The 22,646-nt window shown below is 61.0% G+C and carries 20 protein-coding genes; 15 read left to right on the top strand and 5 right to left on the bottom strand.

Annotation, left to right across the window (positions count from 1 at the left end; translation table 11 throughout):
- Window positions 1–99 precede the first annotated feature (99 nt).
- The 4 genes from BS627_RS12560 (at window position 100) to BS627_RS12545 (ending at window position 5,997) form a co-directional block, all read left to right on the top strand.
- On the top strand, window positions 100–2,211 hold the full coding sequence (locus BS627_RS12560) for a TRAP transporter permease (RefSeq protein ID WP_077983563.1): 2,112 nt from the start codon (window positions 100–102) through the stop codon (window positions 2,209–2,211).
- The gene (locus tag BS627_RS12555; RefSeq protein WP_077983562.1) at window positions 2,208–2,585 is read left to right on the top strand and encodes a DUF1850 domain-containing protein; all 378 of its coding nucleotides are present in this window, start codon (window positions 2,208–2,210) and stop codon (window positions 2,583–2,585) included. The genes BS627_RS12560 and BS627_RS12555 overlap by 4 nt, the downstream gene beginning before the upstream one ends.
- Window positions 2,586–2,827: 242 nt before the next feature.
- A complete protein-coding gene (locus BS627_RS12550) occupies window positions 2,828–4,642 on the top strand; it encodes an ATP-binding protein (protein WP_165691237.1) in 1,815 nt (604 codons plus the stop codon).
- A complete protein-coding gene (locus tag BS627_RS12545) occupies window positions 4,639–5,997 on the top strand; it encodes a sigma-54-dependent transcriptional regulator (RefSeq protein ID WP_077983560.1) in 1,359 nt (452 codons plus the stop codon). Before BS627_RS12550 ends, BS627_RS12545 begins: the two co-directional genes overlap by 4 nt.
- A 125-nt stretch (window positions 5,998–6,122) precedes the next feature.
- Here BS627_RS12545 and BS627_RS12540 read toward each other — a convergent pair whose 3' ends face one another.
- Both BS627_RS12540 and BS627_RS12535 read right to left on the bottom strand, forming a co-directional pair.
- Entirely contained in the window at window positions 6,123–6,749 is a 627-nt protein-coding gene (locus tag BS627_RS12540; RefSeq protein ID WP_077983559.1) for a GDSL-type esterase/lipase family protein, read from the bottom strand.
- A 68-nt stretch (window positions 6,750–6,817) separates the two neighbouring features.
- A complete protein-coding gene (locus BS627_RS12535) occupies window positions 6,818–7,729 on the bottom strand; it encodes a 2-dehydro-3-deoxygalactonokinase (RefSeq protein ID WP_077983618.1) in 912 nt (303 codons plus the stop codon).
- 115 nt (window positions 7,730–7,844) lie between these two features.
- On the opposite strand from BS627_RS12535, the gene BS627_RS12530 reads away from it, so the two are divergent.
- From BS627_RS12530 to BS627_RS12490, 9 genes are all read left to right on the top strand, one after another.
- Complete coding sequence (locus BS627_RS12530) at window positions 7,845–8,753, top strand: dihydrodipicolinate synthase family protein (RefSeq protein WP_077983617.1); 909 nt, start codon at window positions 7,845–7,847, stop codon at window positions 8,751–8,753.
- Entirely contained in the window at window positions 8,750–9,916 is a 1,167-nt protein-coding gene (locus tag BS627_RS12525) for a mandelate racemase/muconate lactonizing enzyme family protein (RefSeq protein WP_077983558.1), read from the top strand. The genes BS627_RS12530 and BS627_RS12525 overlap by 4 nt, the downstream gene beginning before the upstream one ends.
- 24 nt (window positions 9,917–9,940) lie before the next feature.
- Window positions 9,941–11,212 carry an ABC transporter substrate-binding protein gene (locus BS627_RS12520; protein ID WP_077983616.1) on the top strand — a complete coding sequence of 424 codons (1,272 nt, stop codon included), beginning with the start codon at window positions 9,941–9,943 and terminating at the stop codon, window positions 11,210–11,212.
- An 83-nt stretch (window positions 11,213–11,295) separates the two neighbouring features.
- The gene (locus BS627_RS12515) at window positions 11,296–12,222 is read left to right on the top strand and encodes a carbohydrate ABC transporter permease (protein ID WP_077983557.1); all 927 of its coding nucleotides are present in this window, start codon (window positions 11,296–11,298) and stop codon (window positions 12,220–12,222) included.
- A gap of 10 nt (window positions 12,223–12,232) precedes the next feature.
- Complete coding sequence (locus tag BS627_RS12510; protein ID WP_077983556.1) at window positions 12,233–13,063, top strand: carbohydrate ABC transporter permease; 831 nt, start codon at window positions 12,233–12,235, stop codon at window positions 13,061–13,063.
- A gap of 2 nt (window positions 13,064–13,065) precedes the next feature.
- Window positions 13,066–14,148 (top strand): ABC transporter ATP-binding protein, encoded by a 1,083-nt coding sequence (locus BS627_RS12505; RefSeq protein WP_077983555.1) that lies wholly within the window; start codon window positions 13,066–13,068, stop codon window positions 14,146–14,148.
- Window positions 14,145–15,128, top strand: coding sequence for an NAD-dependent epimerase/dehydratase family protein (locus BS627_RS12500; RefSeq protein ID WP_077983554.1), 984 nt, complete (start codon window positions 14,145–14,147; stop codon window positions 15,126–15,128). The genes BS627_RS12505 and BS627_RS12500 overlap by 4 nt, the downstream gene beginning before the upstream one ends.
- Window positions 15,125–16,807, top strand: a complete 1,683-nt coding sequence (locus BS627_RS12495) for an SMP-30/gluconolactonase/LRE family protein (protein WP_077983553.1) — start codon at window positions 15,125–15,127, stop codon at window positions 16,805–16,807. Before BS627_RS12500 ends, BS627_RS12495 begins: the two co-directional genes overlap by 4 nt.
- A gap of 3 nt (window positions 16,808–16,810) precedes the next feature.
- Complete coding sequence (locus tag BS627_RS12490) at window positions 16,811–17,572, top strand: SDR family NAD(P)-dependent oxidoreductase (RefSeq protein ID WP_077983552.1); 762 nt, start codon at window positions 16,811–16,813, stop codon at window positions 17,570–17,572.
- A 40-nt stretch (window positions 17,573–17,612) separates the two neighbouring features.
- Here BS627_RS12490 and BS627_RS12485 read toward each other — a convergent pair whose 3' ends face one another.
- The 3 genes from BS627_RS12485 to BS627_RS12475 are packed head-to-tail and all read right to left on the bottom strand — an operon-like array spanning window position 17,613 to window position 20,777.
- Window positions 17,613–18,725 (bottom strand): ABC transporter substrate-binding protein, encoded by a 1,113-nt coding sequence (locus BS627_RS12485; RefSeq protein WP_077983551.1) that lies wholly within the window; start codon window positions 18,723–18,725, stop codon window positions 17,613–17,615.
- The gene (locus tag BS627_RS12480; RefSeq protein WP_245307110.1) at window positions 18,722–20,140 is read right to left on the bottom strand and encodes a sensor histidine kinase; all 1,419 of its coding nucleotides are present in this window, start codon (window positions 20,138–20,140) and stop codon (window positions 18,722–18,724) included. Before BS627_RS12480 ends, BS627_RS12485 begins: the two co-directional genes overlap by 4 nt.
- Window positions 20,100–20,777 carry a response regulator transcription factor gene (locus BS627_RS12475; protein ID WP_077983549.1) on the bottom strand — a complete coding sequence of 226 codons (678 nt, stop codon included), beginning with the start codon at window positions 20,775–20,777 and terminating at the stop codon, window positions 20,100–20,102. Before BS627_RS12475 ends, BS627_RS12480 begins: the two co-directional genes overlap by 41 nt.
- A 253-nt stretch (window positions 20,778–21,030) precedes the next feature.
- Here BS627_RS12475 and BS627_RS12470 point away from each other — a divergent pair, with 253 nt between their 5' ends.
- Entirely contained in the window at window positions 21,031–22,005 is a 975-nt protein-coding gene (locus BS627_RS12470) for a Bug family tripartite tricarboxylate transporter substrate binding protein (protein ID WP_077983548.1), read from the top strand.
- Between the two features lie 161 nt (window positions 22,006–22,166).
- Window positions 22,167–22,640: a tripartite tricarboxylate transporter TctB family protein gene (locus BS627_RS12465; RefSeq protein WP_077983547.1), complete on the top strand. Its 474-nt coding sequence runs from the start codon at window positions 22,167–22,169 to the stop codon at window positions 22,638–22,640.
- Window positions 22,641–22,646 lie beyond the last annotated feature (6 nt).

The raw sequence follows: 22,646 nt of genomic DNA, 5'->3' as shown, positions 1-22,646 counted from the left end.
CGAGGTTGCTGCTGCGGCCATTGCGCGTCGGCCTCTGGAAGCACGGCCCTCCAGCGGGCCAGCGCCGCCCACATTTGCTCGGATTTTCGGGAGGAATCCATGCTCGACAATACAAATGAACAAAATCATGCCGCGGAGCTTAACGGGCACGAGACTCTGACCCAGGCCTTTCCGAAGACCTGGGACGGACGACTCCTGTTTGCGATCGCGCTTGCCTTCTCCATTTTCCAGATCTCGACCGCTGCGCATCTGCTCGACTTGCCGAGTCAGATCGTTAGGGCAGTGCACGTCGGCTTCGTCACCGTGCTCGTATTCCCGTTGCTGGCGACATTCGCCGGGCGCGGCGTGCCCGCAAAGACGTTTGCCTGGGTCCTTGCCCTGCTTGGCGCGGCCGTGGCCTTCTACCAGTGCTACGAATATGCCGAACTGCTCGTTCGTGCCGGCGATCCGCTTCCGCGCGATGTTGCCGTCGGCGTCCTGGCGATTACTATCGTCTTCGCCGCCGCATGGGCGATCATGGGACCGGCCTTGCCAATCATATCCGGCGTCTTTCTCGCCTACAGCCTGTTCGGTGAATATCTGCCGCCGCCGCTTGATCATCGCGGCTATGGTTTCGCACAGGTGATAGACCATATGGCCTATGGTACGGAGGGCATCTACGGCATTCCGACCTTTGTGTCGTCGACCTATATCTTCCTGTTCATTCTCTTCGGCGCCTTCCTCGAAAAGGCCGGTATGATCCGGCTCTTCACCGATGTCTCACTAAGCTTCGTCGGCCACAAGCGCGGCGGTGCGGCGAAGGTGGCAATCATTTCCTCCGGCCTGATGGGCACGATATCCGGCTCCGGCGTTGCGAATGTGGTGACGACCGGGCAATTCACCATTCCCCTGATGAAGAAGTTCGGTTATCGACCGGCTTTTGCCGGCGGCGTCGAAGCGACGGCCTCGATGGGCGGGCAGATCATGCCGCCGGTCATGGGCGCTGTCGCCTTCATCATGGCAGAGACGCTCGGCGTCGAATATCACGAGATCGTCAAGGCGGCGATCATTCCGGCTATTCTTTATTTCGCTTCCGCCTTCTGGATGGTGCACCTCGAGGCCGGCAAGCGCGGGCTGCTCGGCCTGCCGAAGGCGGATTTGCCTTCGGCCAAGGCTGCGGTCGTCGAGCAATGGTATCTGATCCTGCCGCTCGCCGCGCTGGTCTGGCTGCTGTTCTCGGGCTACACGCCGCTCTTCGCAGGCACGGTCGGCCTTGCCTTCACGACCCTGCTGATCCTCGGCAGTTCGGTTGTCTTGGGTTTGCCCGCCGGCGTAATCCGAATCATCTTCTGGATCGGCCTTGGTCTCGTGGCGGCCGCCTTCTTCCAGTACGGCATCGGCGTGATCGTCGCCGCGCTGGCATTGCTCATCGGGGCCAACGCGTTCTCGAAGGGCGGCCGGGAGACGCTGGTGACCTGTCGCGACGCCCTTGCAGAAGGTGCGAAGACGGCCTTGCCGGTCGCAATCGCCTGCGCGCTTGTCGGTGTGATCATCGGAACGATGACGCTGACGGGTGCGGCCAACACCTTCGGCCAGTTCATCGTCTCGGTCGGCGGCCAGAGCCTCTTCCTGTCGCTGCTCCTGACCATGGTGACCTGCCTCGTGCTCGGCATGGGTATACCGACGATCCCTAACTACATCATCACCTCGTCGATCGCTGGCCCGGCGTTGCTGGAACTTGGCGTGCCGCTCATCGTCAGCCACATGTTCGTCTTCTATTTCGGAATCCTGGCGGACCTGACGCCGCCGGTCGCGCTCGCCTGCTTTGCGGCAGCACCAATTGCGCGCGAAAGTGGACTGAAGATCGCGATGCAGGCGATCAAGGTGGCGGCGGCGGGTTTCGTCATCCCGTTCATGGCCGTCTATTCGCCGGCGCTGATGCTCCAAGACGGCGGAGCGATGGCCGCGGCCGTCGGCTATCCGCTCGCGGTCGCCTATATCGTCATCAAGACCGGCCTTGCGATCGGGCTCTGGGGTACGGCCGTGATCGGCTTCGTTGCCGTCCGGCTGTCGATTGCAGAGCGCGCGCTTGCGGCCGCGGCTGCTTTTACCCTGCTTGCGGCCCTTCCTTTGACCGATGAGGTGGGCTTCGGGCTTGCCGCTCTCTTCGTATTTCTGATCTGGCGGCGGGCGCGAACGGCGAATGGCAAGCCGGCGTCGGAGGCCGTGTGAGCACGCTGGTCTGCATCATTGCTGGCAGCAAGGCCGTTGCCTTGGCCGCCAGCGTCTTCACGCTCGGCTGGACGCATTCTGTCGAGAAAATCCAGTGGCAGGAGCGCTGGGCTGCCACATCGCAGGGCCTTCTTCTCGAGGAGGCGCGCGTCCAGGGCTCGGGCGCCGGTATGGAACCGGGAGAAAATGCCCATCGCGAAGGCGGCTGGTCAATCTGGACGCCGGACCTTCCGCCGATCCCCGAGTTGGTCCTGGCCGCTTCCGGGGCGACAATCTCCGGCTGGACGCTCTGCGATGTCGGTGGTTGCCGCGAGTTCGGGCGAGAGAAACAGGAGCCGATCGTCCTGCGGCCATGTGACGCCCCTCCGCCGTGAGGCCTGCTGCAGGGGTCCTTAAATCGCAAGGTATTTGAAGAGGGAACGATGCAGCAGTTCAGATCGCTCGCTTGCGGATCTGCTGTTCTCTCTGCAAGAAAGAGGCGCTACACTTGATGCATCGGACAATTCTTGCGGCACGACACGGTTTTCAGATCCGCAAAGGTCGCTGCAACACTTACAATCCGTCCTTGGGTCGCTTTCGATCTAAGGACACATCCGGAAGGCAGGTCGACTCGGCAATGGCGCGCAACATCGGCAGAATGACTGTCCTGATGCTGGTCGTGACCTGCATTGCGCCTTTTGTCGCCTACCATCTTGCGAGCAGTTCGGCGACCGGCGCCCTGGAAGGGCAGATTCAGCGAAGTCTTTTCCTGACCAACAGGGCGATTGCCACGGAGATCGAACGGTTTCGTTATCTACCACTTGTTATGGGCGAAGATGCCCGCATACGCGCCCTTGCAGAAAGCGAACCCAGCCCGGCTGTTCTTGATGCCGCCAACCGCTATCTTCAGACAGTCGTAAGGCAAGCCGGCGCCGCCGAGCTCTACGTGCTCGACGCCCGCGGGATCGCGCTTGCCGCGAGCAATTTCGCGACTGGTGAAAGCTTCGTCGGCCACGATTACAGCTTCCGCCCTTATTTCCAGGATGCGCTGCGTGCGGGCGAGGGACGTTATTACGCGATCGGCGTTACCACTCGCAAGCCTGGCTATTTTCTCACGTCGCGGATAGACGTGCCCGGTCGTCCGCCGATCGTCGCCGTCGTTAAGGCGGATCTGCTGCCGCTCGAATTGACCTGGGAGGCTGCGGGTGTCCAGACTGCGATCGCCGACCGCTGGGGCATCGTCTTTCTCTCTGGCAACCCGGATTGGAAATACCGGCCGTTGGCGGCACTTTCCGATGAAGCCGTCGAGCGACTTGCCAAGGAACGGACCTACGAGGGGGCCGATCTCGCGGCGAGACAACCTATCCTCCCTTCGGGCGTAACCCCGCCGGCGGACAATACGGACGAGCGGGCGGTCCATGTGGAGGAGGGCGGGCAGCGGCTCCTGGCAAAATTCTCGCGCGTCGAGCCGGACGGTTGGATGGTGCTGGCGGCAACGAGCACGGGTGACGCCGGCAAGATCGCCGGCTTCTGGGCGCTCGCGGCGCTGATCGCCGGCCTCATATCCACCGGCGCGCTCTACTTCCTGCATCAGCGCGCGCTCATCATCCGGATGCGGCTGCGCCAGGGCGAAATCCTGGAACGCAAGGTGGCCGAACGCACGCAGGACCTCGCCCGCGAGATCGACATGCGCAAGCGGACAGAGGACGAGCTTCGCCGCGCGCAGGAAGGGCTCATCCATTCCGAAAAGATGGCTGCCCTCGGCCGGATGTCGACTGCGATCGTGCATGAGGTCAGCCAGCCGCTGGCGGCGCTTGAAGCCACATTGGCGACCGCCGGTGTTCTGGCGGAGAAAGAGGCCGCCGCGAAAGTGGGCGACCGGCTTCTCGATGCGCGCGCGCTGGTCAAGCGGATGCAACGAACGGTCAAGCACCTCAAGACATTTGGCCGTAAGGGGGCTTCCGACCTCGAAGCGGTCACCATCGACGCGGTCATAGGAAACGCTCTCGATCTTGCGGCTCCTCGGGCGAAGGCGCTTGGTGTCACGCCGGCGTTCGAGGCGAGGGGGCCGTCGCCGGTTGTCGTTGCCGTGGCGGTGAAGCTCGAACAGGTGACGCTCAATTTACTCCTGAACGCTCTCGATGCGGTGGAAGGCATACAGAACCCTTCTGTCACCATACAACGGACTGCGCATGCCGGGCGGGTGAGCGTAGCGGTGATCGACAACGGTTCGGGTATCGCACCGGAGCACCGTGATCGTATTGCCGAGCCCTTCTTCACCACCAAGCTCACGGGTGAGGGCCTTGGCCTTGGCCTGTCCATTGCAACCGCGATTGTTCGGGAGTTCGGCGGTGAGATTCTTTATGCCGAAACGCCAGGCGGCGGGACAATGGCGACGATTTCGATGCCGGTGGGCAAGCGGCCCGCACATCCGCTCGAGGCGGCGCAATGACCCGCGGACATATTCTTCTTGTTGATGACGACCGCGACCTCCTGAAGGCGGCAACCGACTGGTTGGAGGTCAGCGGGTTTTCCGTATCCGCTTTCCATCGGCCTGAAGAAGCGTACCAGCAATTCTTTCGCGACGAGCCGGATGTCGTGTTGAGCGATATCCGCATGCCCAGCATAGACGGCATGACGCTTCTGAACTCTCTGATCAAGGCCCGCAGCGAGGTTCCTATCGTTCTGATGACTGGTCACGGCGACGTTACCCTGGCGGTCAAGGCGATGAAGCAGGGAGCGGAGGACTTTATCGAAAAGCCCTATGATGCCGAGCATCTGCTTTCGATTCTCGACAAGGCGGTCGAGAAGCGTCGGATGAAACAAGAAATCGCCCGCCTTCAGGGGTTGGTCCAGACGGGCGGCGGCGTCGAGATCGTCGGCGACAGCCCGGCGCTCCGGGACTTGCGCAGCCGCATCCAGATGCTGGCGAATGTCGATATCGACGTGCTGGTCGTCGGTGAAACCGGAACCGGCAAGGAGCTCGTCGCCCAGGCGCTCCACCAGCAAAGCCGCCGGGCGGGCGGTCCCTTCGTGGCGATCAATTGCGCAGCGCTGCCCGAAAGCATCTTCGAGAGTGAAATTTTGGGTCATGCGAAGGGGGCCTTCACCGGCGCGCTCGCCGACCGGCAAGGCAAGTTCGAGCATGCCGCGGGTGGAACCATCTTTCTCGATGAAATCGAGTCGATGCCCCTGGGACTGCAGGCGAAAATCCTGCGCGTGCTGCAGGAGCGCTTGGTCGAGCGACTGGGCGAAAACCGGCTGCGACCGATCGATGTACGGGTTATCGCCGCTGCCAAGAGCGACCTTTCCGGCGAAATCGCCGCCGGGCGGTTCCGCGAAGATCTGTTCTACCGGCTGGCGACCGTGGATGTGCGCATCCCGCCGCTCAGGCAGCGCCGGCAGGATATCGGCCTACTCTTTGGTCATTTCGCTTCGCTCGCCGCCCATCGCTACGGCCGGGCCGAGCGGAGCGTATCCGCCGATCTCCTGGCGCGATTGCGGCAGCAGGAATGGCGAGGCAACGTCCGGGAGCTCAAGGCGTACGCCGAGCGCTTCGCTCTTGGGCTCGATGACGCCGCATCCGGAGGGGAAGTCCTGCAGCCCGGCGATCCCCTGACTTTGCCCGAGCAATTGGTCGCCTTCGAGGCTGACGTCATCGGCCGCGCGATCGATGACAGTAACGGCAATACGGCTAAGGCGGCCGCGAGGCTCGGCATCCCCCACCGCACGCTCAATGAGAAAATCGCCCGTCTCGGCCTGAGGGATCGGCCGGGAGAGCCCGCGGATACAGGGTTAAAGCGATAGAAGCGCGCAAGAGAGATCATGCTGAAGGGCTTCCGGCACTAAAAAAGCGTGCGATTGGCGATGCTCCTGGTTGGCCCGCGGCGGATTCGGATTCCTTCGATGCGAAGATAAAGTTGCCGCCCGCCTCAGTTGTGTAGGCCCAGCGTTTTTCTGAGCGCTTCCGACCAGACGGCATAGCCTGCCGCATTCAGGTGAACCAGATCGGATAAATAATAACGGAACATCGGGAGGCCGTTCTCACCAATGAGGCCGGCGTTCGGGTTAAGCCATGTTGTGCGTTCGCTGCTATTGCACCAGTCGCGCGCCATCTGGTTGAAGAGATCGAATTCATGGCGGTATATCCAGCGCGCCGGACTGTGCTTGATCGCCACAACAAACACGTCCGCCTGCGGTAGCGCACGATAGATTCCATCCCGCAAATCGTGCAGGTGCCGGAGCGACGTCTGAGCCTTGAGGCCGTCGCTGGCAATATCGTTTTCGCCGAAATAAAGCACCACTCTGTTTGGTTTTAAAGGAACCAGAAGCTGGTGCATGTAGTGGCTGGCGGAGAGGTAAGTGCCGCCGCCAAATCCCAGATTGACGATATCCAGCGAGCCGAGATCTTCGGCAATGGAACCCCAGATTCGAAACGAGGATGAGCCATAAAAGGCGATCGGATTGTCTGGGAGGCCGATGCGTTGAAGGCGGACCAGAGCGGTAATGATATCGTTTTCGTGACGGCTGGTGCCGATATTGGCTGGGAAGTCGTACATGACGGTCCTAAAAACATGGGGTTTGAAAGCAGGATGCCGCCATTTGGGCATCCGGCGCTCGGCAGAGGTTACGAAATAGCTTGGCGCAGGACAGCCAGGGCACCCTTCGTGAGAGCATCGTCCGCCCCCATGGATGTCTTGAGCCCGAAAACATCTGCGGCAACCAGATAGAGATCGTTCAGCCCGTCATTGCCGACGATCGCTGCCTCGTCTCCCTCCGCATACCATCCGGCATCGCGGGCCTGCCGAAACTCCTGCCCGATGACCAGTCCCCGCACATAGGAGCGCAACTGATCCGGCGAAAGCCGGCCGGCAAGCCCGCCAGTTCGCGCCGAAAACAGCAGCGACAGCATGGCGGCGGATCGTTTTGCCTCTTTCAGACCCCAGCGATAGGCCTGCGGATCATCGACCGGCGGCTGCGTGGAACCGCGCGCGATGAAAGAGTGATTGATCAGCAGATTAAAGATTTCACCGGTCACGAATGTCTGGAAACCGTCGATCCGACCCGCCTTTATCCGCGCCCATTTGCTGTGCGTTCCGGGGATGATGAGGGTGGCGTCTTCGCCGAGGCCATGGCCGACGATCTGGGTTTCTTCGCCGCGCATCACGTCGGGAAAGGGCTGGCGGGCGGGGTCATTGAGACCCGGCAAGAAGACGAGATTGGAGCCGTTCGGCAGCGATTTGCGCACCGTTCCGGCGGCAAGTTCCGCCGGGCCTGCCGGGCACGGCACATAAGCGACTTCGACCCAGCCGTTGCGGCTGGTGATCATGCCGAGCGCTGCGACGGGCAAGGCCCCGTGACGCGAAAACCAGGGCGCGAGTGCTGCCATCAGCGCAGCTTCGTGTTCACCCTTGCCAAGGCTCGTAATGCCGTCGGCGGTTTCGAGATGATCGAGTTCTGCGCCGCCTTCACCAACGAGCGCCGCCCTCAGTGATGTCGTTCCCCAATCAACGATGATCGATGTCGCCGGTGCTGGCATGTCTTGAACCTCCTCGTTCATTTCATCTTGGGGCTTGTCATAGGGTGCGAGTCTATGTAGTGTCAATTAGTGAATTCAAGGTATCAATATATGATACTTAATTGGGAGGAGAATGATGGTGGCTGGCCTCAAGGGGATTTTGCCTGTTCTGCCCACGCCTTTTCTGGCGGATGGCGGCATTGACGAAGGGGGTATGAAGCGGCTGGTGGTCTTTGCGCTCGACAAGGGCGTGGATGGTGTCGTGTTTCCCGGTTTCGCCAGCGAGGTGGAGACTTTGAATGCCGCCGAGCGTGCAACGCTCTTGAAGATCGTCGTGGATGCGGTGGCCGGTCGGGTGCCTGTTGTGGCCGGCGCCAGTGCGGCCGACTGGCGTGAGGTGGTCGAGCACGGGCGGGCGGCATCGGCGCTTGGCATTCGCCACCTGATGGTGCAGCCGCCCAAATCCGTCGGCACGGATGCGCCGGCGCTGATCGAATTCCTCGGGCGAATAGTCGAGGCACTGCCCGAGGTTGAAATCATCCTGCAGAACGCGCCTGCGCCGCGCGGCTCCGACCTTTCGCCACAGGCGATTGTGGAGATCGTGGGCGCCTTGCCGCAGGTCGCCTACGTCAAGGAAGAAACGCTTCCCGCCGGTCCGGCCATCAGCCACATCATCGCCCACGCGCCTTCGACGCTGAAGGGCGTCATCGGCGGCGGCGGTGCGCGGTACATTCTCGACGAATATGCCCGAGGCGCTACGGCGGCGATGCCGGCGCTGGAGATTGCCGAGGAACATGTGGCCATCGACCGGGCGCTTGTCGCGGGGCGGCAGGAGGAGGCTCGGAGAATCTATATCCGAACCCTGCCGCTTCTGGTGTTGCAGGCTGTTTATCGCATGCGGCTGACCAAATATGTGCTGGCCCGCCGAGGGGTGATCGACGGCATTGGCGTGCGCGCGCCGACACCCGAGCTCGATGCGGCGGCGCTTGCCGATATCGATGCCAATCTGGTCGAACTCGGCCTTGTTGCCGCGGAGGCCGCATGAATAGCCCCATTGCAACAGTCGAAGTCTTCACGCTGACCCAGCCGCGCAAGGTGCCCTATCTTGGCGCGCTCAGGGAAGGCGAGGTGGTCAATCTCAATGGCTACATCGTGCGCAAGGGCAATCGCACGGTCTACCCCACCTTCGACCGCAGCGTGTTGGTGCGCATGATGACCGAGGCCGGCACTGTCGGCTGGGGCGAGACCTATGGCATCGTCGCCCCCGGCGCGGTCGCCGCCCTCATCAATGATCTTCTCGCCGGTTTCGTGATCGGCCGCGATGCGTCCGATCCTTCGGCTGTTTATGACGACCTCTACGACATGATGCGGGTGCGCGGTTATACCGGCGGCTTTTACGTCGATGCGCTCGCCGCGCTTGATATCGCGCTCTGGGATATTGCTGGGCAGGAAGCCGGAAAATCCATCCGCGATCTTCTTGGCGGCGGGGTAGATACGTTTCCGGCCTATGTTTCCGGCCTGCCTGAAAAAACGCTGAAGGCTCGTGGAGAGTTGGCGAAATACTGGCAGGATCGTGGTTTCGATGCCTTCAAATTCGCAACGCCGGTGGCTGATGACGGCCCGGCGGCGGAAATCGCCAATCTCCGGCAGGTGCTTGGTCCGCAGGCGAAGATCGCCGCCGACATGCACTGGAATCAGACGCCGGAACGGGCGCTGGAGCTGATTGCCGAGATGAAACCTTTCGATCCTTGGTTCGCCGAGGCTCCGGTCTGGACGGAGGACATTGCGGGTCTTGAGAGGGTTTCGAAGAACACCGATGTTCCGATAGCCGTCGGCGAGGAATGGCGCACCCATTGGGATATGCGCGCCCGCATAGAGCGCTGCCGTATCGCCATTGTGCAGCCGGAAATGGGACACAAGGGCATCACCAATTTCATCCGCATCGGCGCTCTTGCCGCCGAGCATGGCATTGATGTCATCCCGCACGCAACAGTCGGCGCCGGCATTTTCCTTGCCGCCAGCCTGCAGGCGTCATCGACATTGTCGATGCTGAAGGGGCACGAATTCCAGCACTCGATCTTCGAACCCAACCGCCGCCTGCTGGAGGGCGACATGGATTGCCGCGAAGGCAGATATCACCTGCCTTCGGGACCGGGACTTGGGGTAAGACCGTCGGAGGCGGCACTCGGTCTGATTGAACGCATCTGATTTGGTTTTTTGGAGGAGGAAACCATGACAAAAAGAATGAAAAAGCTGGCGCTCAGCACCGCGGCCGCCGTTTTGGTAACGATGGGGGCCGTTGCCCCTGCCATGGCCGATACCGTGCTGAAGTTCATTTCCTGGCAAACCGATGATGCCGGCACGGGCGAATGGTGGCGTTCCGCCATTGCCGCCTTCGAGAAACAGCATCCGGGCGTGAAGATCGAGTTCACCAAGGCGGAGCGCAGTTCCTATGCCGACACGATGACGACGCTTTTTGCAGCCAACCAGCCGCCGCAGATCGTGCATCTGGCGTCTTTCGAATTCCAGATGTTTGCCGATAGCGGTTGGCTGGAGCCGCTCGACCCGTGGCTGAAGAAGGACGGTATCGACATGACGGGCTGGGCCGGCCAGCAGAAATGCGAATGGAACGGTGAAACCGTCTGCATCATGACCAACTATTTCGGTTTCGTGATGGCCTACAACAAGAAGCTTCTCGAAGAAGCGGGCGTTGCAGTTCCGAAGACCTATGACGAGTTTCTGGCCGCTGCAAAAGCCACGACCAAGGATCTGAACGGCGACGGTATTGTCGATCAGTTCGGAACAGGCCATGAAACCAAGGGCGGTCCGGGGCAATATCTGACGGAAATGCTGAACTATATCCTCGACGCCGGCGCCTACTGGACCGACAAGGACGGCAAAATCACCATCGACACGCCGCAGATGGTGGAAGGTTTGACCCGATGGAAAACCGTGATGAAAAGCGGCATCAGCCCGGTGGACATGAGCGCCAGCGACGTGCGCAAGCTGTTTGCCGATGGCAAGATGGCCATGCGGCTCGATGGGCCGTGGCTTTATGGCACAACCGAAAAGGGTTCGGCCAAGAGTGACATTGTTTATGCCGTACCGCCGCTTCATCCGCCGCTTGGCGGGTCTTCCAACGTGCTTGCCATGCCGGCCGATATTCCCGACGACCAGAAGGCATTGGTCTGGGATTTCATCAAGCTGACGATGACGCCGGAATTCCAGCGTAGTTACGCTATCCTCGGCGGCAACACCCCGCCTAGCCCGAAAGCGGATGTCTCTGGCGTCGAAAAGACCATCCCGCATTTTCCGGTGCTGATCGAGACAATGAAGGCCGCGTCTGAAGCCGGTATCGACCGCATTCCGACCGGGCTTGAGCTTTTCTACAACGAGTTCAGCAAGATGGTGATGGAAGAAAGCCAGCGGATGATCATTCAGGATCTCGATCCGGCGGAGGTGGCGAAAACCATGCAGGCAAAGGCCGAAGCCATCAAGGGTTGATCCCCCATTGTCCTGATCTTGTTGTCTTGCCATGGCCCGCAAAGGGCCATGGCCATCATCCGCATCCGGCAGGAGGACCATCCATGACCGAACCCGTTCGGGCTGGGCGTCGCAAGTTCTTTGATCTTGCGCGTCCCAGCCGGCAACATCTCCTCGGCTATATTCTAATCGCGCCAGCGGTCCTGATGGTTGCCGCCATCATCGTCTGGCCGCTCGTTTTGGCCATCGACCTGTCGTTCCAGCAGGTCAAGATACCGAGGCTCGGCGGCGCCAGCCGCCCGTTCTCCTTGACGAATTACAACTGGCTGTTTTCGTCGCCGGAATTCTGGCTGGCCTGCTGGGTCACGCTAAAACTGGTCATCGTCGTTACTGCCGGCAGCGTCGCAGTTGGCCTCAGTACGGCGCTTCTTGCCAATAACCGTTTCAAGGGCCGCACCGTCGCGCGGCTGGGGATGGCGCTGCCCTGGGCGGTGCCGGAAATCATCGCGGTCGTCATCTTTGCATGGATGTTCGACACCTCCTTCGGCCTTTTCGGCTGGCTGGCGATCAAGCTCGGTTTTACCGACCAGATGATCCCGTGGGTGAGCAGCTCCACGGCGGCCTTCTGGGCTGTTGCCATCACCATGGTGTGGAAGGGTTTTCCTTTCGTGTCGATCATGTGTCTGGCCGGCCTGCAGTCCATTCCCGCCGATTATTACGCCGCCGCCAAGGTGGATGGCGCAAGTGTCTGGCAGCGTTTTCGCTGGATCACCATGCCGCTTCTGATGCCGGTGCTGGGCGTGACGCTGGTGCTGACGCTTCTGTGGGTGTTCCGCGACTTTTCGATCATCAAGGTTCTGACCGGCGGCGGGCCGCTGCGTTCAACCCAGACGCTTTCGATCATGACCTATGACCAGGCCTTCCAGTACCACAATTTCGGCCGGGCCGCCGCCGTCGGCGTGCTGACGCTGGTGATCTGCATCGTCGCGAGCCTCCTGATGCTCGGCCGGCGCTCGAAATCGATCTATTGAGGAGGCTTTGATGAAACGGACATTTTTACAGAGCCTTGCCCTTTACGCGACTGTGATCTTCACGCTGGTGATCATCCTGTTCCCGGTCTACTGGCTGCTGGTCACGGCGCTCTCCACCACCGATGAACTCTACCGCCTGCCGCCAACCTTCTGGCCGGACGATCCGCAGTGGGACATCTTCGCCCGTGTCTGGGCGGCAAAACCGATCCTGCTGTGGCTTTGGAATTCGATGCTGGCGGCCATCGGCTCGGTGGCGCTGTCGATGTTGGTCTCGGTCAGCGCCGGTTATGCGCTGTCGCGTTATTCCATGCGGGGCGGCGCGACCATGGGTCTCTTCGTCCTGACGGCGAAGATGCTGCCCGCGACGCTGCTCGTCATTCCGCTGTTTTCGATTTTTTCCAGCTTCGGCCTGATCGGCAGCCTGTGGACGCTGGTTCTGGCGCATTCGACAATGATCATTCCTTTCGCCACATGGATGCTGAAAGGCTATTTCGACACCATTCCGAAGGAACTGGAACAGGCTGCCATGGTCGACGGCTGCTCGCCCATCGGCGCGATGGTGCGTGTTGTGCTGCCGATCGCCACGCCGGGGCTTGCCGCTACCGCACTTTATGCCTTCGTGCTCAGCTGGGCAGACTATGCCTATGCGCGCACCTTCCTCGTCAACTCGCCGGACAACTGGACGGCCAATCTCGGCATCACCACGATGCAGGGCGAATATGTCACCTACTGGAACGACATTTCTGCCGCATCCGTGTTCATCGCCCTGCCGATCATCGCAATCTACCTGTTCCTTGAACGTTATTTGGTCGGCGGCCTCACCGCTGGCGCGGAGAAATAAGCATGGCCAATATTTCCATTCGCAACGTCAGCAAGTCCTACGGCGCGCTAAACGTCCTCAGGCCCTTTTCGCTGGAAATCGAGAACGGCGAGTTCGTGGTGCTGGTCGGGCCTTCCGGCTGCGGCAAGTCGACGATGCTGAAAATCCTCGCCGGTCTCGAACCGGCAAGCGAAGGCCAGATCTTCATCGGCGACAACGAAGTGACGGATCTGGCGCCGGGTGACCGCGACATCGCCATGGTGTTTCAGAACTATGCGCTTTATCCGCACCTGACCGTTCGCCAGAATATCGGCTTCGGTCTGAAGATGCGCGGCACGGACAAGGCCGAGATCGATCGCCGGGTTGACGATGCGGCGCGCATTCTGGAAGTGACCCCCTATCTCGATCGCAAGCCCAAGGATCTCTCGGGCGGCCAGCGCCAGCGCGTCGCGCTTGGCCGCGCCATCGTGCGCCAGCCGCAGGCCTTCCTGATGGACGAGCCGCTGTCCAACCTCGATGCCAAGCTGCGCGTCCACATGCGTGCCGAAATCGGCGCGTTGCACAAGCGCATCGGCGTCACCACCGTTTATGTGACGCATGATCAGGTCGAGGCGATGACGATGGCGGACCGCGTCGTCATCATGCAGGGCGGCATCATCCAGCAGATCGCCGCACCCGACGAGCTTTTCAACAATCCGGCCAATCTTTTCGTTGCCGGTTTCATCGGCTCGCCGGGCATGAATTTCCTCAATGCGGAACTGCACGACGGCACAGTGACCCTCTTTGGGCAACAGGTCTCTCTGCCGGGGGTCGTCGACCGTCAGGGCGGCGTGATCGTGGGCCTGCGGCCGGAGCATCTCGTTCTGGGCGATGCGCCTGTTACCTTCGATGTCCGACCGACACTGGTGGAAAGCCTGGGATCGGAAAAATACGTGTATTTCGATGCGGAAGGCGCAAGGGTCGCAGATGGCGAAGAAGGCAAGTCAAAGGGGCTGATCGCGCGTGTCTCGCATACCGGCAACCTTCCCGGCAATGGGGCGCTCCGGCTCGGTTTCGATCCAATGCAGCTTTATCTTTTCGATGCAAAGACCGGAGCACGGCTATGATCCTCGTCACCGGATCGGCAGGTCGTGTCGGCCGTGCCGTTGTTGCCGCCTTGCGCGCGCAGGGTCGCACCGTTCGCGGTTTCGATCTCAGGCCATCGGGAAGCGGCGGCGAGGAGGTTGTCGGCTCGCTGGAAGATGCGCGGGCGCTGTCCGACGCCATCGAAGGTGTGAGCGCCGTTCTGCATCTGGGAGCTTTCATGTCATGGGTCCCGGCGGATCGCGACCGCATGTTCGCCGTCAATGTCGAGGGCACGCGCCGGCTTCTGGATGTGGCTTCGGCGGCTGGCGTGCGGCGGTTCGTTTTCGCTTCGTCGGGTGAGGTCTATCCGGAAAACCGGCCGGAATTCCTGCCCGTCACCGAGGACCATCCGCTTCGTCCAAATTCACCTTATGGCTTGACCAAGCTTCTCGGCGAAGAACTGGTGCGCTTTCACCAGCGAAGCGGCGCAATGGAAACGGTGATCCTGCGTTTTTCGCATACGCAGGATGCGGCGGAACTGCTGGATGAGGAGAGTTTCTTTTCCGGTCCCCGGTTTTTCCTGCGGCCGCGCATTCGCCAGCAGCAGAATTTCGGAAACACTGTCATCGCCGAATTGCTTCAGTCCCGCGATATCGGTGAGCCGTCGCACATTCTGGCGCGCAATGAAAACGGCCGTCCATTCCGCATTCACATCACGGATACGCGCGATATGGTGGCGGGCATTCTGCTTGCCCTCGATCACCCCGACGCGGCGGGCGGCACCTTCAATCTCGGTGCCGATGAACCGGCCGATTTCGCCGTGATTTTGCCGAAGATAGCGGCGCTGACCGGCCTGCCCATCGTGACAGTCGATTTTCCCGGCGACGGCGTTTATTACCATACGTCCAACGAGCGGATCAGAAACACTTTGGGGTTTGAAGCTGAATGGACGATGGACCGGATGCTGGACGACGCGGCGGCCGCAAGGCGGCTGCGATTAGCGAAGGAGCAGAGGCGATGAAACCGGAGACACCGGGCGGCACGGCGGCGCTGGCCAAGGGGCTGACCCTGCTCGACATGGTCGCCGATGCGCCGGAACCGCTGCGTTTTGCCGAGCTGTTGCGTGCCTCCGGTCTGCCGAAGCCGACATTCGCGCGCATCCTGCGCACTCTCATCGCCTATGGCCTCGTCCGTCAGGATGAGGCCCGTGGCACTTATGTCCTGGGCCAGCGTTTTCTGGAAATGTCCCACAAGGTCTGGGAGAGCTTCGATCTCGTCTCGGCGGCGACGCCGGAACTCGAGCGGCTGGCGGCCGAGCTGGGGGAAACGGTTGCATTGTGCCGGCTTGACGGCACCATGACGCAATATCTGGCGGAACGTTCGCCGAACGGTCTTTCGGTGCGCGTCGAGGTGGGACGCCGTGTTCCCCTGCATTGCACCGCACCGGGCAAGGCGCTGCTCGCCTTTCAGGACCCCGCCGTTGGTCGTGCGCTGCTGGATCGCCTGACGCTCGATCTGCAGACACCCAAAACCATTACCACCCTCGATGCGCTGCAGGCCGATCTGACGCTGACCCGGGCGCGGGGTTATTCGATTTCCTACGAGGAGCATCTGCCGGGGGTGAATTCGGTCGCCGCCCCTGTGATGGGGCGTGACAATACGCCGATGGGCGTGCTCGTTGCGCTCGGGCCGTCCTCGCGACTGGATTCCTCCAATATCCATCCCGCCGGGCGTGAATTGATTGCCGCCGCCCGCCGCATTACCGGCGCCGCCGGGGCCGTGGCGATCAGCTCGCGGCCCCGCCCACGTTCGGCAACGGGCCGCCCCAGCGCCGAACTCAGTTGCATTCTGCCATGGGGTGCGCAGTTGGGGGAAAGCCCGGTCTGGCACGAGGGGGAAAACGCGCTCTACTGGGTGGATATCCTGCATCCGGCGGTGCACCGCTTCGATCCCGTGACTGGCCGCAACGAAACCTGCGAGACCGGCAAGCTGGTCAGCGCGGTCATTCCGGTCACCGAGGGACGGTTACTGGTGGCATCGCAGGACGGCGTCGAATGGCTGGATTTCGCCTCCAGCCGGCTAACCCCCTTCGTCAGCCCGGAGGCTGGCATTGCAGATAACCGCCTGAACGACGCCAAATGCGGGCCGGATGGCGCGATCTGGGTCGGCTCGATGCGTATCGACGCCTCCAAGCCCACGGGTGCGCTTTATCGGATCAATGCCAATGGCGCATCCGAGCGCAAGGAAGGGGGCATCATCGTCTCCAACGGTCTCGGCTGGAGCCCCGATGGCAGGACCTTCTATTTCGTCGACACCGTGCCCGGCCTTATCCACGCCTATGATTGCGATCCGGCGACGGGCGCCCTGTCGCAGCGCCGTGAGTTCGCCCGCATTCCCGTGTCAGACGGCCGGCCGGATGGGCTGGCCGTGGATGCGGAAGGCGGTGTCTGGTGCGCGATCTGGGATGGCTGGTGCGTGCGCCGTTATCTTCCGAACGGCAAGCTGGATCAGGTGATCGACATGCCGGTGCCGCGTCCTTCCAGCATCGCTTTCGGCGGGCCGGACCTGTCGACGCTGTTCATCACCAGCGCCCGCACGCGCCTGCCGGCGTCGACACTCGCCGACGCGCCGCTCTCCGGCGGCCTGTTTTCCTGCCGCCCGGGAATCGCCGGCGCGCACATCTCGCTGTTTGAAGGATAAAGGATGCGTCTCGAAAGCGTGTTTGGACTGAAAGGCCGCACGGCGCTCGTCACCGGTTCCAGCCGCGGCATAGGCGCCGCCATTGCCGAGGGGCTGGCGGGCGCGGGTGCCCATGTCATTCTTCATGGCGTGAAGCCGGGCGCCGCAGCAGCCGTGCAACAGCGGATTGTCGCAGGCGGCGGTACGGCGCAGGAACTGGCGGGCGATCTTTCCCAGCCGGGCGCCGGCCGTGATCTCATCGAGCGGGCCGAGGCGGTCGCATCGGTCGATATTCTTGTCATCAATGCCAGCGCCCAGATCAACGCCGTGCTGTCGGAACTGACGCCTGACGATCTGGCGTTTCAGCTGGCGGTCAATCTGGGCTCGACGGTGGATATGCTGCAGGCGGCTCTGCCGCGCATGGCGGCCCGCAAATGGGGCAGGGTGGTTTCCATCGGCTCGGTCAATCAGCTGCGGCCGAAGGGCATCGTTACCGCTTACGCCGCCACTAAGGCGGCGCAACACAATCTGATCCAGAGTCAGGCGCGGGACTACGCGCGCGACAATGTGCTGCTCAACACGCTCGCGCCCGGCCTCATTGACACCGACCGCAATGCCAACCGTCGTGATGAGGATCCCGAAGGCTGGGCCGAATACGTCCGGACGCTGAACTGGATGGGCCGTGCCGGGCAGCCGCAAGAAATGGTGGGTGCCGCGATCTTCCTGTCGTCGCAGGCCTGTAGCTTTATGACAGGCGAGACCATCGTCCTGACGGGTGGTTATTGACGGATTTGCCGGTGTAGCCGAATTGGATAATCGTTTGCGATCAGCGCTTGAATAAATCCAGATTTGGCAAGCTGTATGGCCGGATCAGTCGGTACCAGCTATCGATAAAGGTGCGCCGTTGAATCTCGTCCTGGGCCGCCAGCAGTGTGGGTCCAATGCGGATGGGCCTCCCCACTCCGGATTCGATCAGATCTTCAGGTCCTTCTACACCCTCGGGAAGTGGCGCATTCTCGGCGAAAAAGAAAGACGAGCGCGACGCGATGTCTCGGCTGCGATCAGAGAGGAGATAGTCGAGAAAGTGGCGCCCCAATACAGCGTCTCGTGCTGTCGAAGGTATCATCGCGCCGCGAGACAGCACCAGAGTGTAATCCTGGGGAATAACGATACCCAGCGCCGGGTTGGATCGCATCGCGAAATAGGCGTAGGACCCAAGGACGTTGTAGGCAATACGAATCTCGCCCGTCGACAAGGAGCCGAGCACCTCATTGTTGCAGCAACGGATCACGGGCTCCACGCGGCTGATGCTCTCGAGCAGGCGACCATAGGTCGTTGGCGCCTGGCGCGAGTCGTAGAAGGCCAGAAGATAACCAATTCCAGAGGCGCTGATATCATAGGTGCCGATGCGTCCGCGATATTCATCCGGCTTGCGGCGCAAAAGATCGACCAGCGCCACGTGGCTGGTCGGAACGTCTTCTGGTGGAATCGCACGCTTGTCATAGGCAAATACGACAGGTTCGAAGGTAAAGCCAAACACTTCGTCACGCCAGTTGGCCCAGTTGGCAACCTTGGCGGTTTCACTGGACTGGTGCGGTTGTGCGCAGCCGTCATTTGCCAAGCGAACGAGTTGATCAACGGAGGAAGACAGGATGATGTCGGCATTTTGCCTTCCGTCCGCGCAGGCAGCAGCAACCTCACGAAACAAATCATTGGTCACAAAGTCGAGGATCTCGACAGCGACCCCCGGCGCGGTCTCCTGGAAATCCAAAACGATTGGACGCATGGCTTCAAGATCCGTGGCCGCATGAATGAGAAGGCGCCCCGTTTCCTCAATTCCCTTCGCCGGGAACAACTCCCTATCCCCTTCCACTGCATGGGCGTTGGTGATGAGGCAGAAACATGAAATGGCTGCGATGGCGGAGTAAACGTTTTTCATGGCCGTTCCTGCTTGATCAGCGGCAGTTCCAAATAGACGGCAAACAAATCCGTTTCTGTCTTCTCGCGAAACCCAAGCCTCCCCCCCAGCGCGCGCGCTACTTCCGCAGCAATTGCAAATCCCAAACCAGACGCCGGTCCCTGGCTGCGCGTCGAGAAGAAACGTTCGGTGACGCTCTCCCAATCGGCTTGAGGAATGCCAGGACCGTCATCCTCGATGACGATCAACCCGAAGTCGCCACAATTTTCCACGCGCACTGCCAGCTGTGTCTCGGCTCCGTGCCGCAATGCATTGTCGATAATGTTGGCCACGGCCTCTCGAAGGCTTAACGTGTCGCCCATCACTTGAAGCTCTTGTTCATCCGGCTCGAAGGACACCACCATATCCGGATCGATCGTGATCGGTATTGCCTGGCGAAAGGCTGCACGGGTGACCTCGTTCAGGAACAGGGGTGCAAGTTGCGCAGAATCGACCCGATGGATCACCATGGCATGATTGAGGAGTTGGTTGGTCAAGCGTGAAAGCTCCGACGTTCTGTTGCGGACACGCTCCAGATGGCGCCGATCCTCCGGTGCAAGCCTTTCCTCATTGATGAGACTAACCTGCGCCGATAACGCTGTAAGGGGCGTTCGTATCTGATGCGCGCTGTCTGCGACGTAACGCTGCATCAAACGCACGCGTTCATCGAGCCTTCGGATGAAGTGGTTTATAGAGGCAACGAAGGGCCAAAGTTCGCCGGGGACCGACACGGACAAGGGTGTTAGGTCTTGCGGTTCGCGGCTTGCCAAAGCCTCGCCAAGCGTCTCGACCGGTCGCAGCGAATAGCGGATTGCAAAGGCAGTGCCGACGAGCGCAAGCAGGCTCATCAGGCTCACGATGAAAATCGCCCTCGTCATCAGTTCCGAGATGAGCGCACGGCGTGCCTCCGTCGTTTGGGCGACCATCATATAGGCCCATTTCGTTTCCTCATTGATCGTGATCGCGTGGGATAGCGTGACCATGCGAACATCGACGCCGCGATAGACGGCGTTTTCAATGAGCGGAGCGGGGCGGCTGTGCGAAATCTCCAGGGGAGCTCCAAGATCGCGATAACCTGTCAGCGTCTCCCCTTCAGTATCAAGGACGCGATAGAAGATGCGGTCGCGTTGCGCGAGCCCCAGAAGTTCAAACGCAGAGGTTGGAAGTTGAAAAGTGAGTTTGTCATCGGAGACGACGAGCCCTTCGCTCATCTGAAACGCAGCACCCAGCAGAAGCCGGTCATACGCTTCGTCGGCGGCAGCGCGCGCATAATACAACGCAGCTGTGATCATGGCTGCTGCGCCCAGGGCCAGCACGATGCCGACGCGGCGCATCAGGCGAGAGAAGAGGGAGCCTCTATGCGCCAGCATCGGAAACCAGTTGGTAGCCCATGCCACGCACTGTCACGATGCGGGTCTGGGCGCCTTCGAGCTTTTTACGCAACCTGCCCACATAAAGCTCGATCGCATTCGGGCCTGCCGCCTCGTCGAAGCCAAACAGGCGGTCCAGCAGTTCCTCCTTGCTGAACACTTTGCCGGGGCGCGAAGCCAGCACTTCGAGCAGCGTCATCTCCCTCCGCTTCAACTGCACCTCCCGTTTGCCGACCCGAACGCTGCGATTGGTCCTGTCGAGACTGACATCGCCGCAGACGAGTATGTTCGTGGCGTCGCCGCCGCTACGTCGTCGCAGCAGCACCCGCGCGCGCGCCTCCAGCTCACGGAAATCGAACGGCTTTATCAGGTAATCGTCGGCGCCAAGATCCAATGCGCTGACCCGATCGTCGATCTCGGAACGAGCAGTCAATACGAGGACAGGCGCGGTGCTGCCAGATTTTCGCAACGCCTTCAGTATGGCAAAGCCATCCATGCCCGGCAGCATCACGTCGAGAATGATGAGGTCGTAGTCGGTGTAGGAAAGGACGTTGGACGCAGAAAGCCCATCCGAAATCCAGTCGACGGAATGCCCCGTCTGCTGAAATCGGCGGCAAATTGCCTCTCCAACATCTTGTGTATCTTCGACCAGAAATACCCGCACCTGAAAACCATCGCATAGCACTCTGTGCAGATCAAGATCGGCCCGATCCAGAGGGTCAAGGCGGTCGCTAACGGCTTGACAGGATCGTGACAGGAACAGGCTTTATTTTCTGCGCGTCGACTTCAAGGGAGAGAACAAGTCGACCCGAGGAGGAATTCTGCACCGTCGCCGATAGCCAACCACTGTTCCGGTTGTGCTGGACCAATGCGAGCATTGCGGTCCTCCCGGTCTCAGGGATGAATGGGAGAGATCAATGATCCGTATGACGATGAAGACAATCGCCGCTGCCGCTTTCGGTACGCTCTGCATGACCATGGCCGCATCCGCCGAACCATCGAAGCCTGAATGCCTCGCTGGTGCAAAACCCGGCGGCGGCTTCGACCTGACGTGCCGATTGGCCGGCAATGCTCTTTTGGAGACCAAACAGATCTCCAGACCCATGGTTGTGACGTACATGGAAGGGGGCGTCGGGGCGGTGGCCTTCAACCATGTGATTGGCAAACGGGGCAAGGACGGCAATCTGATCACGGCTGCTTCGTCCGGTTCCGCCTTGCTGATCGCCCAAGGGAAATTCGGCAAATATGACGAAACGGGTGTGCGCTGGCTCGGGGCGCTCGGCGCCGATTACGGTGTTCTCGTCGTGGCCGCCGATTCGCCATACAAGACGCTCGGCGAACTTGTTGATGCATACAAGGCAAGCCCGAACGATTTTCCTATTGCCGGTGGTGGCGCCGTTGGCTCGCAGGATTGGATGAAGGGGTCGCTGCTCGCAAAGGCAGCCGGCCAGGACGCCAAGAAAATGCGCTATGTGGCTCTTGAAGGCGGCGGAGCGGTGCTGACTGCACTCGAAGGCGGCCACGTGAAGGTCGGTTCCGGTGATGCAGCTGAAATGGTCAAGCATCACGTTGCCGGCAAGGTTCGCATCCTGGCCGTGATGGCGCCGGAGCGTCTGCCGGGTGAGCTGGCGAGTGTGCCCACGGCCAAGGAGCAGGGATTCGATATCGATTGGCCTATCTGGCGTGGCTACTATGTCGGCAAGGATGTTTCCGACGAGGACTACAACTGGTGGGTCGACGCCCTCAAGAAAATGGCCGCCACCCCTGAATTTGCAAAGGAGCGCGAAGCGCGCGGTCTCTTCGAGTTCACCCTTCTCGGTCAAGATTTCGAGAACCGCGTCAAGGAAGATGTGGCGCGCTTCAAGGTTCTTGCCAAGGAATCCGGCATGTGAGGCAACCCTTGCCGGGCTCGATGCTTTCGCCCGGCAAGTTTCGATCTGGAGCGATCTCCGGACCACGGGATTGGTGCGAGAGCTTCGAAATCCGTCCAGCTTTTTACACATGGCGAGGGCTGAAATCAGCCTCGCCTATCATCCCCTTTTGTGAGGCTATAATGTCAGAAGCCCGTAACACCGAGCCGCGCAACGCCCGGCTGATTGGTCGCGTCTCGGCTGTCATTCTCCTGCTGCTTGCGATTGCCTATGGCTTTGGCGGAAGCGTCATCGACTACGCTTTCGCCTCCGATCCGCTCGGCCCCCGCGTTTTCCCGGTGGCCCTTGCCTTCATCCTCGGTGCGCTCGCAATCGTCTATTACCTTTCGCCCGGTTCGGTGGAAGGGTTTCCAGACGGGCCGCTTCTCATCAGGGTGCTCGCCATACCGGCTTTGGTCTTGATCGCTGCGCTGCTTTTTGAACCCGCCGGCTTTTTCGTCTCCATTCTCGTGCTGACCTTCGGCTCCGGTCTCCTCTTCGGTGCGCCGCTCAAAACGGCTCTGGCTGGTGCTGTGGGACATGCGCTGCTTTGGTGGTTCGTCTTCGACTTCTTGCTCGAAGTCTATCTGCCGGTCGGTTCCATGTTTGGTGGCTGAGCCAAG

The organism is Agrobacterium salinitolerans, from assembly GCF_002008225.1.
In the GTDB taxonomy this organism is placed as follows: Bacteria; Pseudomonadota; Alphaproteobacteria; order Rhizobiales; family Rhizobiaceae; genus Agrobacterium; species Agrobacterium salinitolerans.
This window is presented reverse-complemented; position numbering and strand designations above follow the sequence as displayed.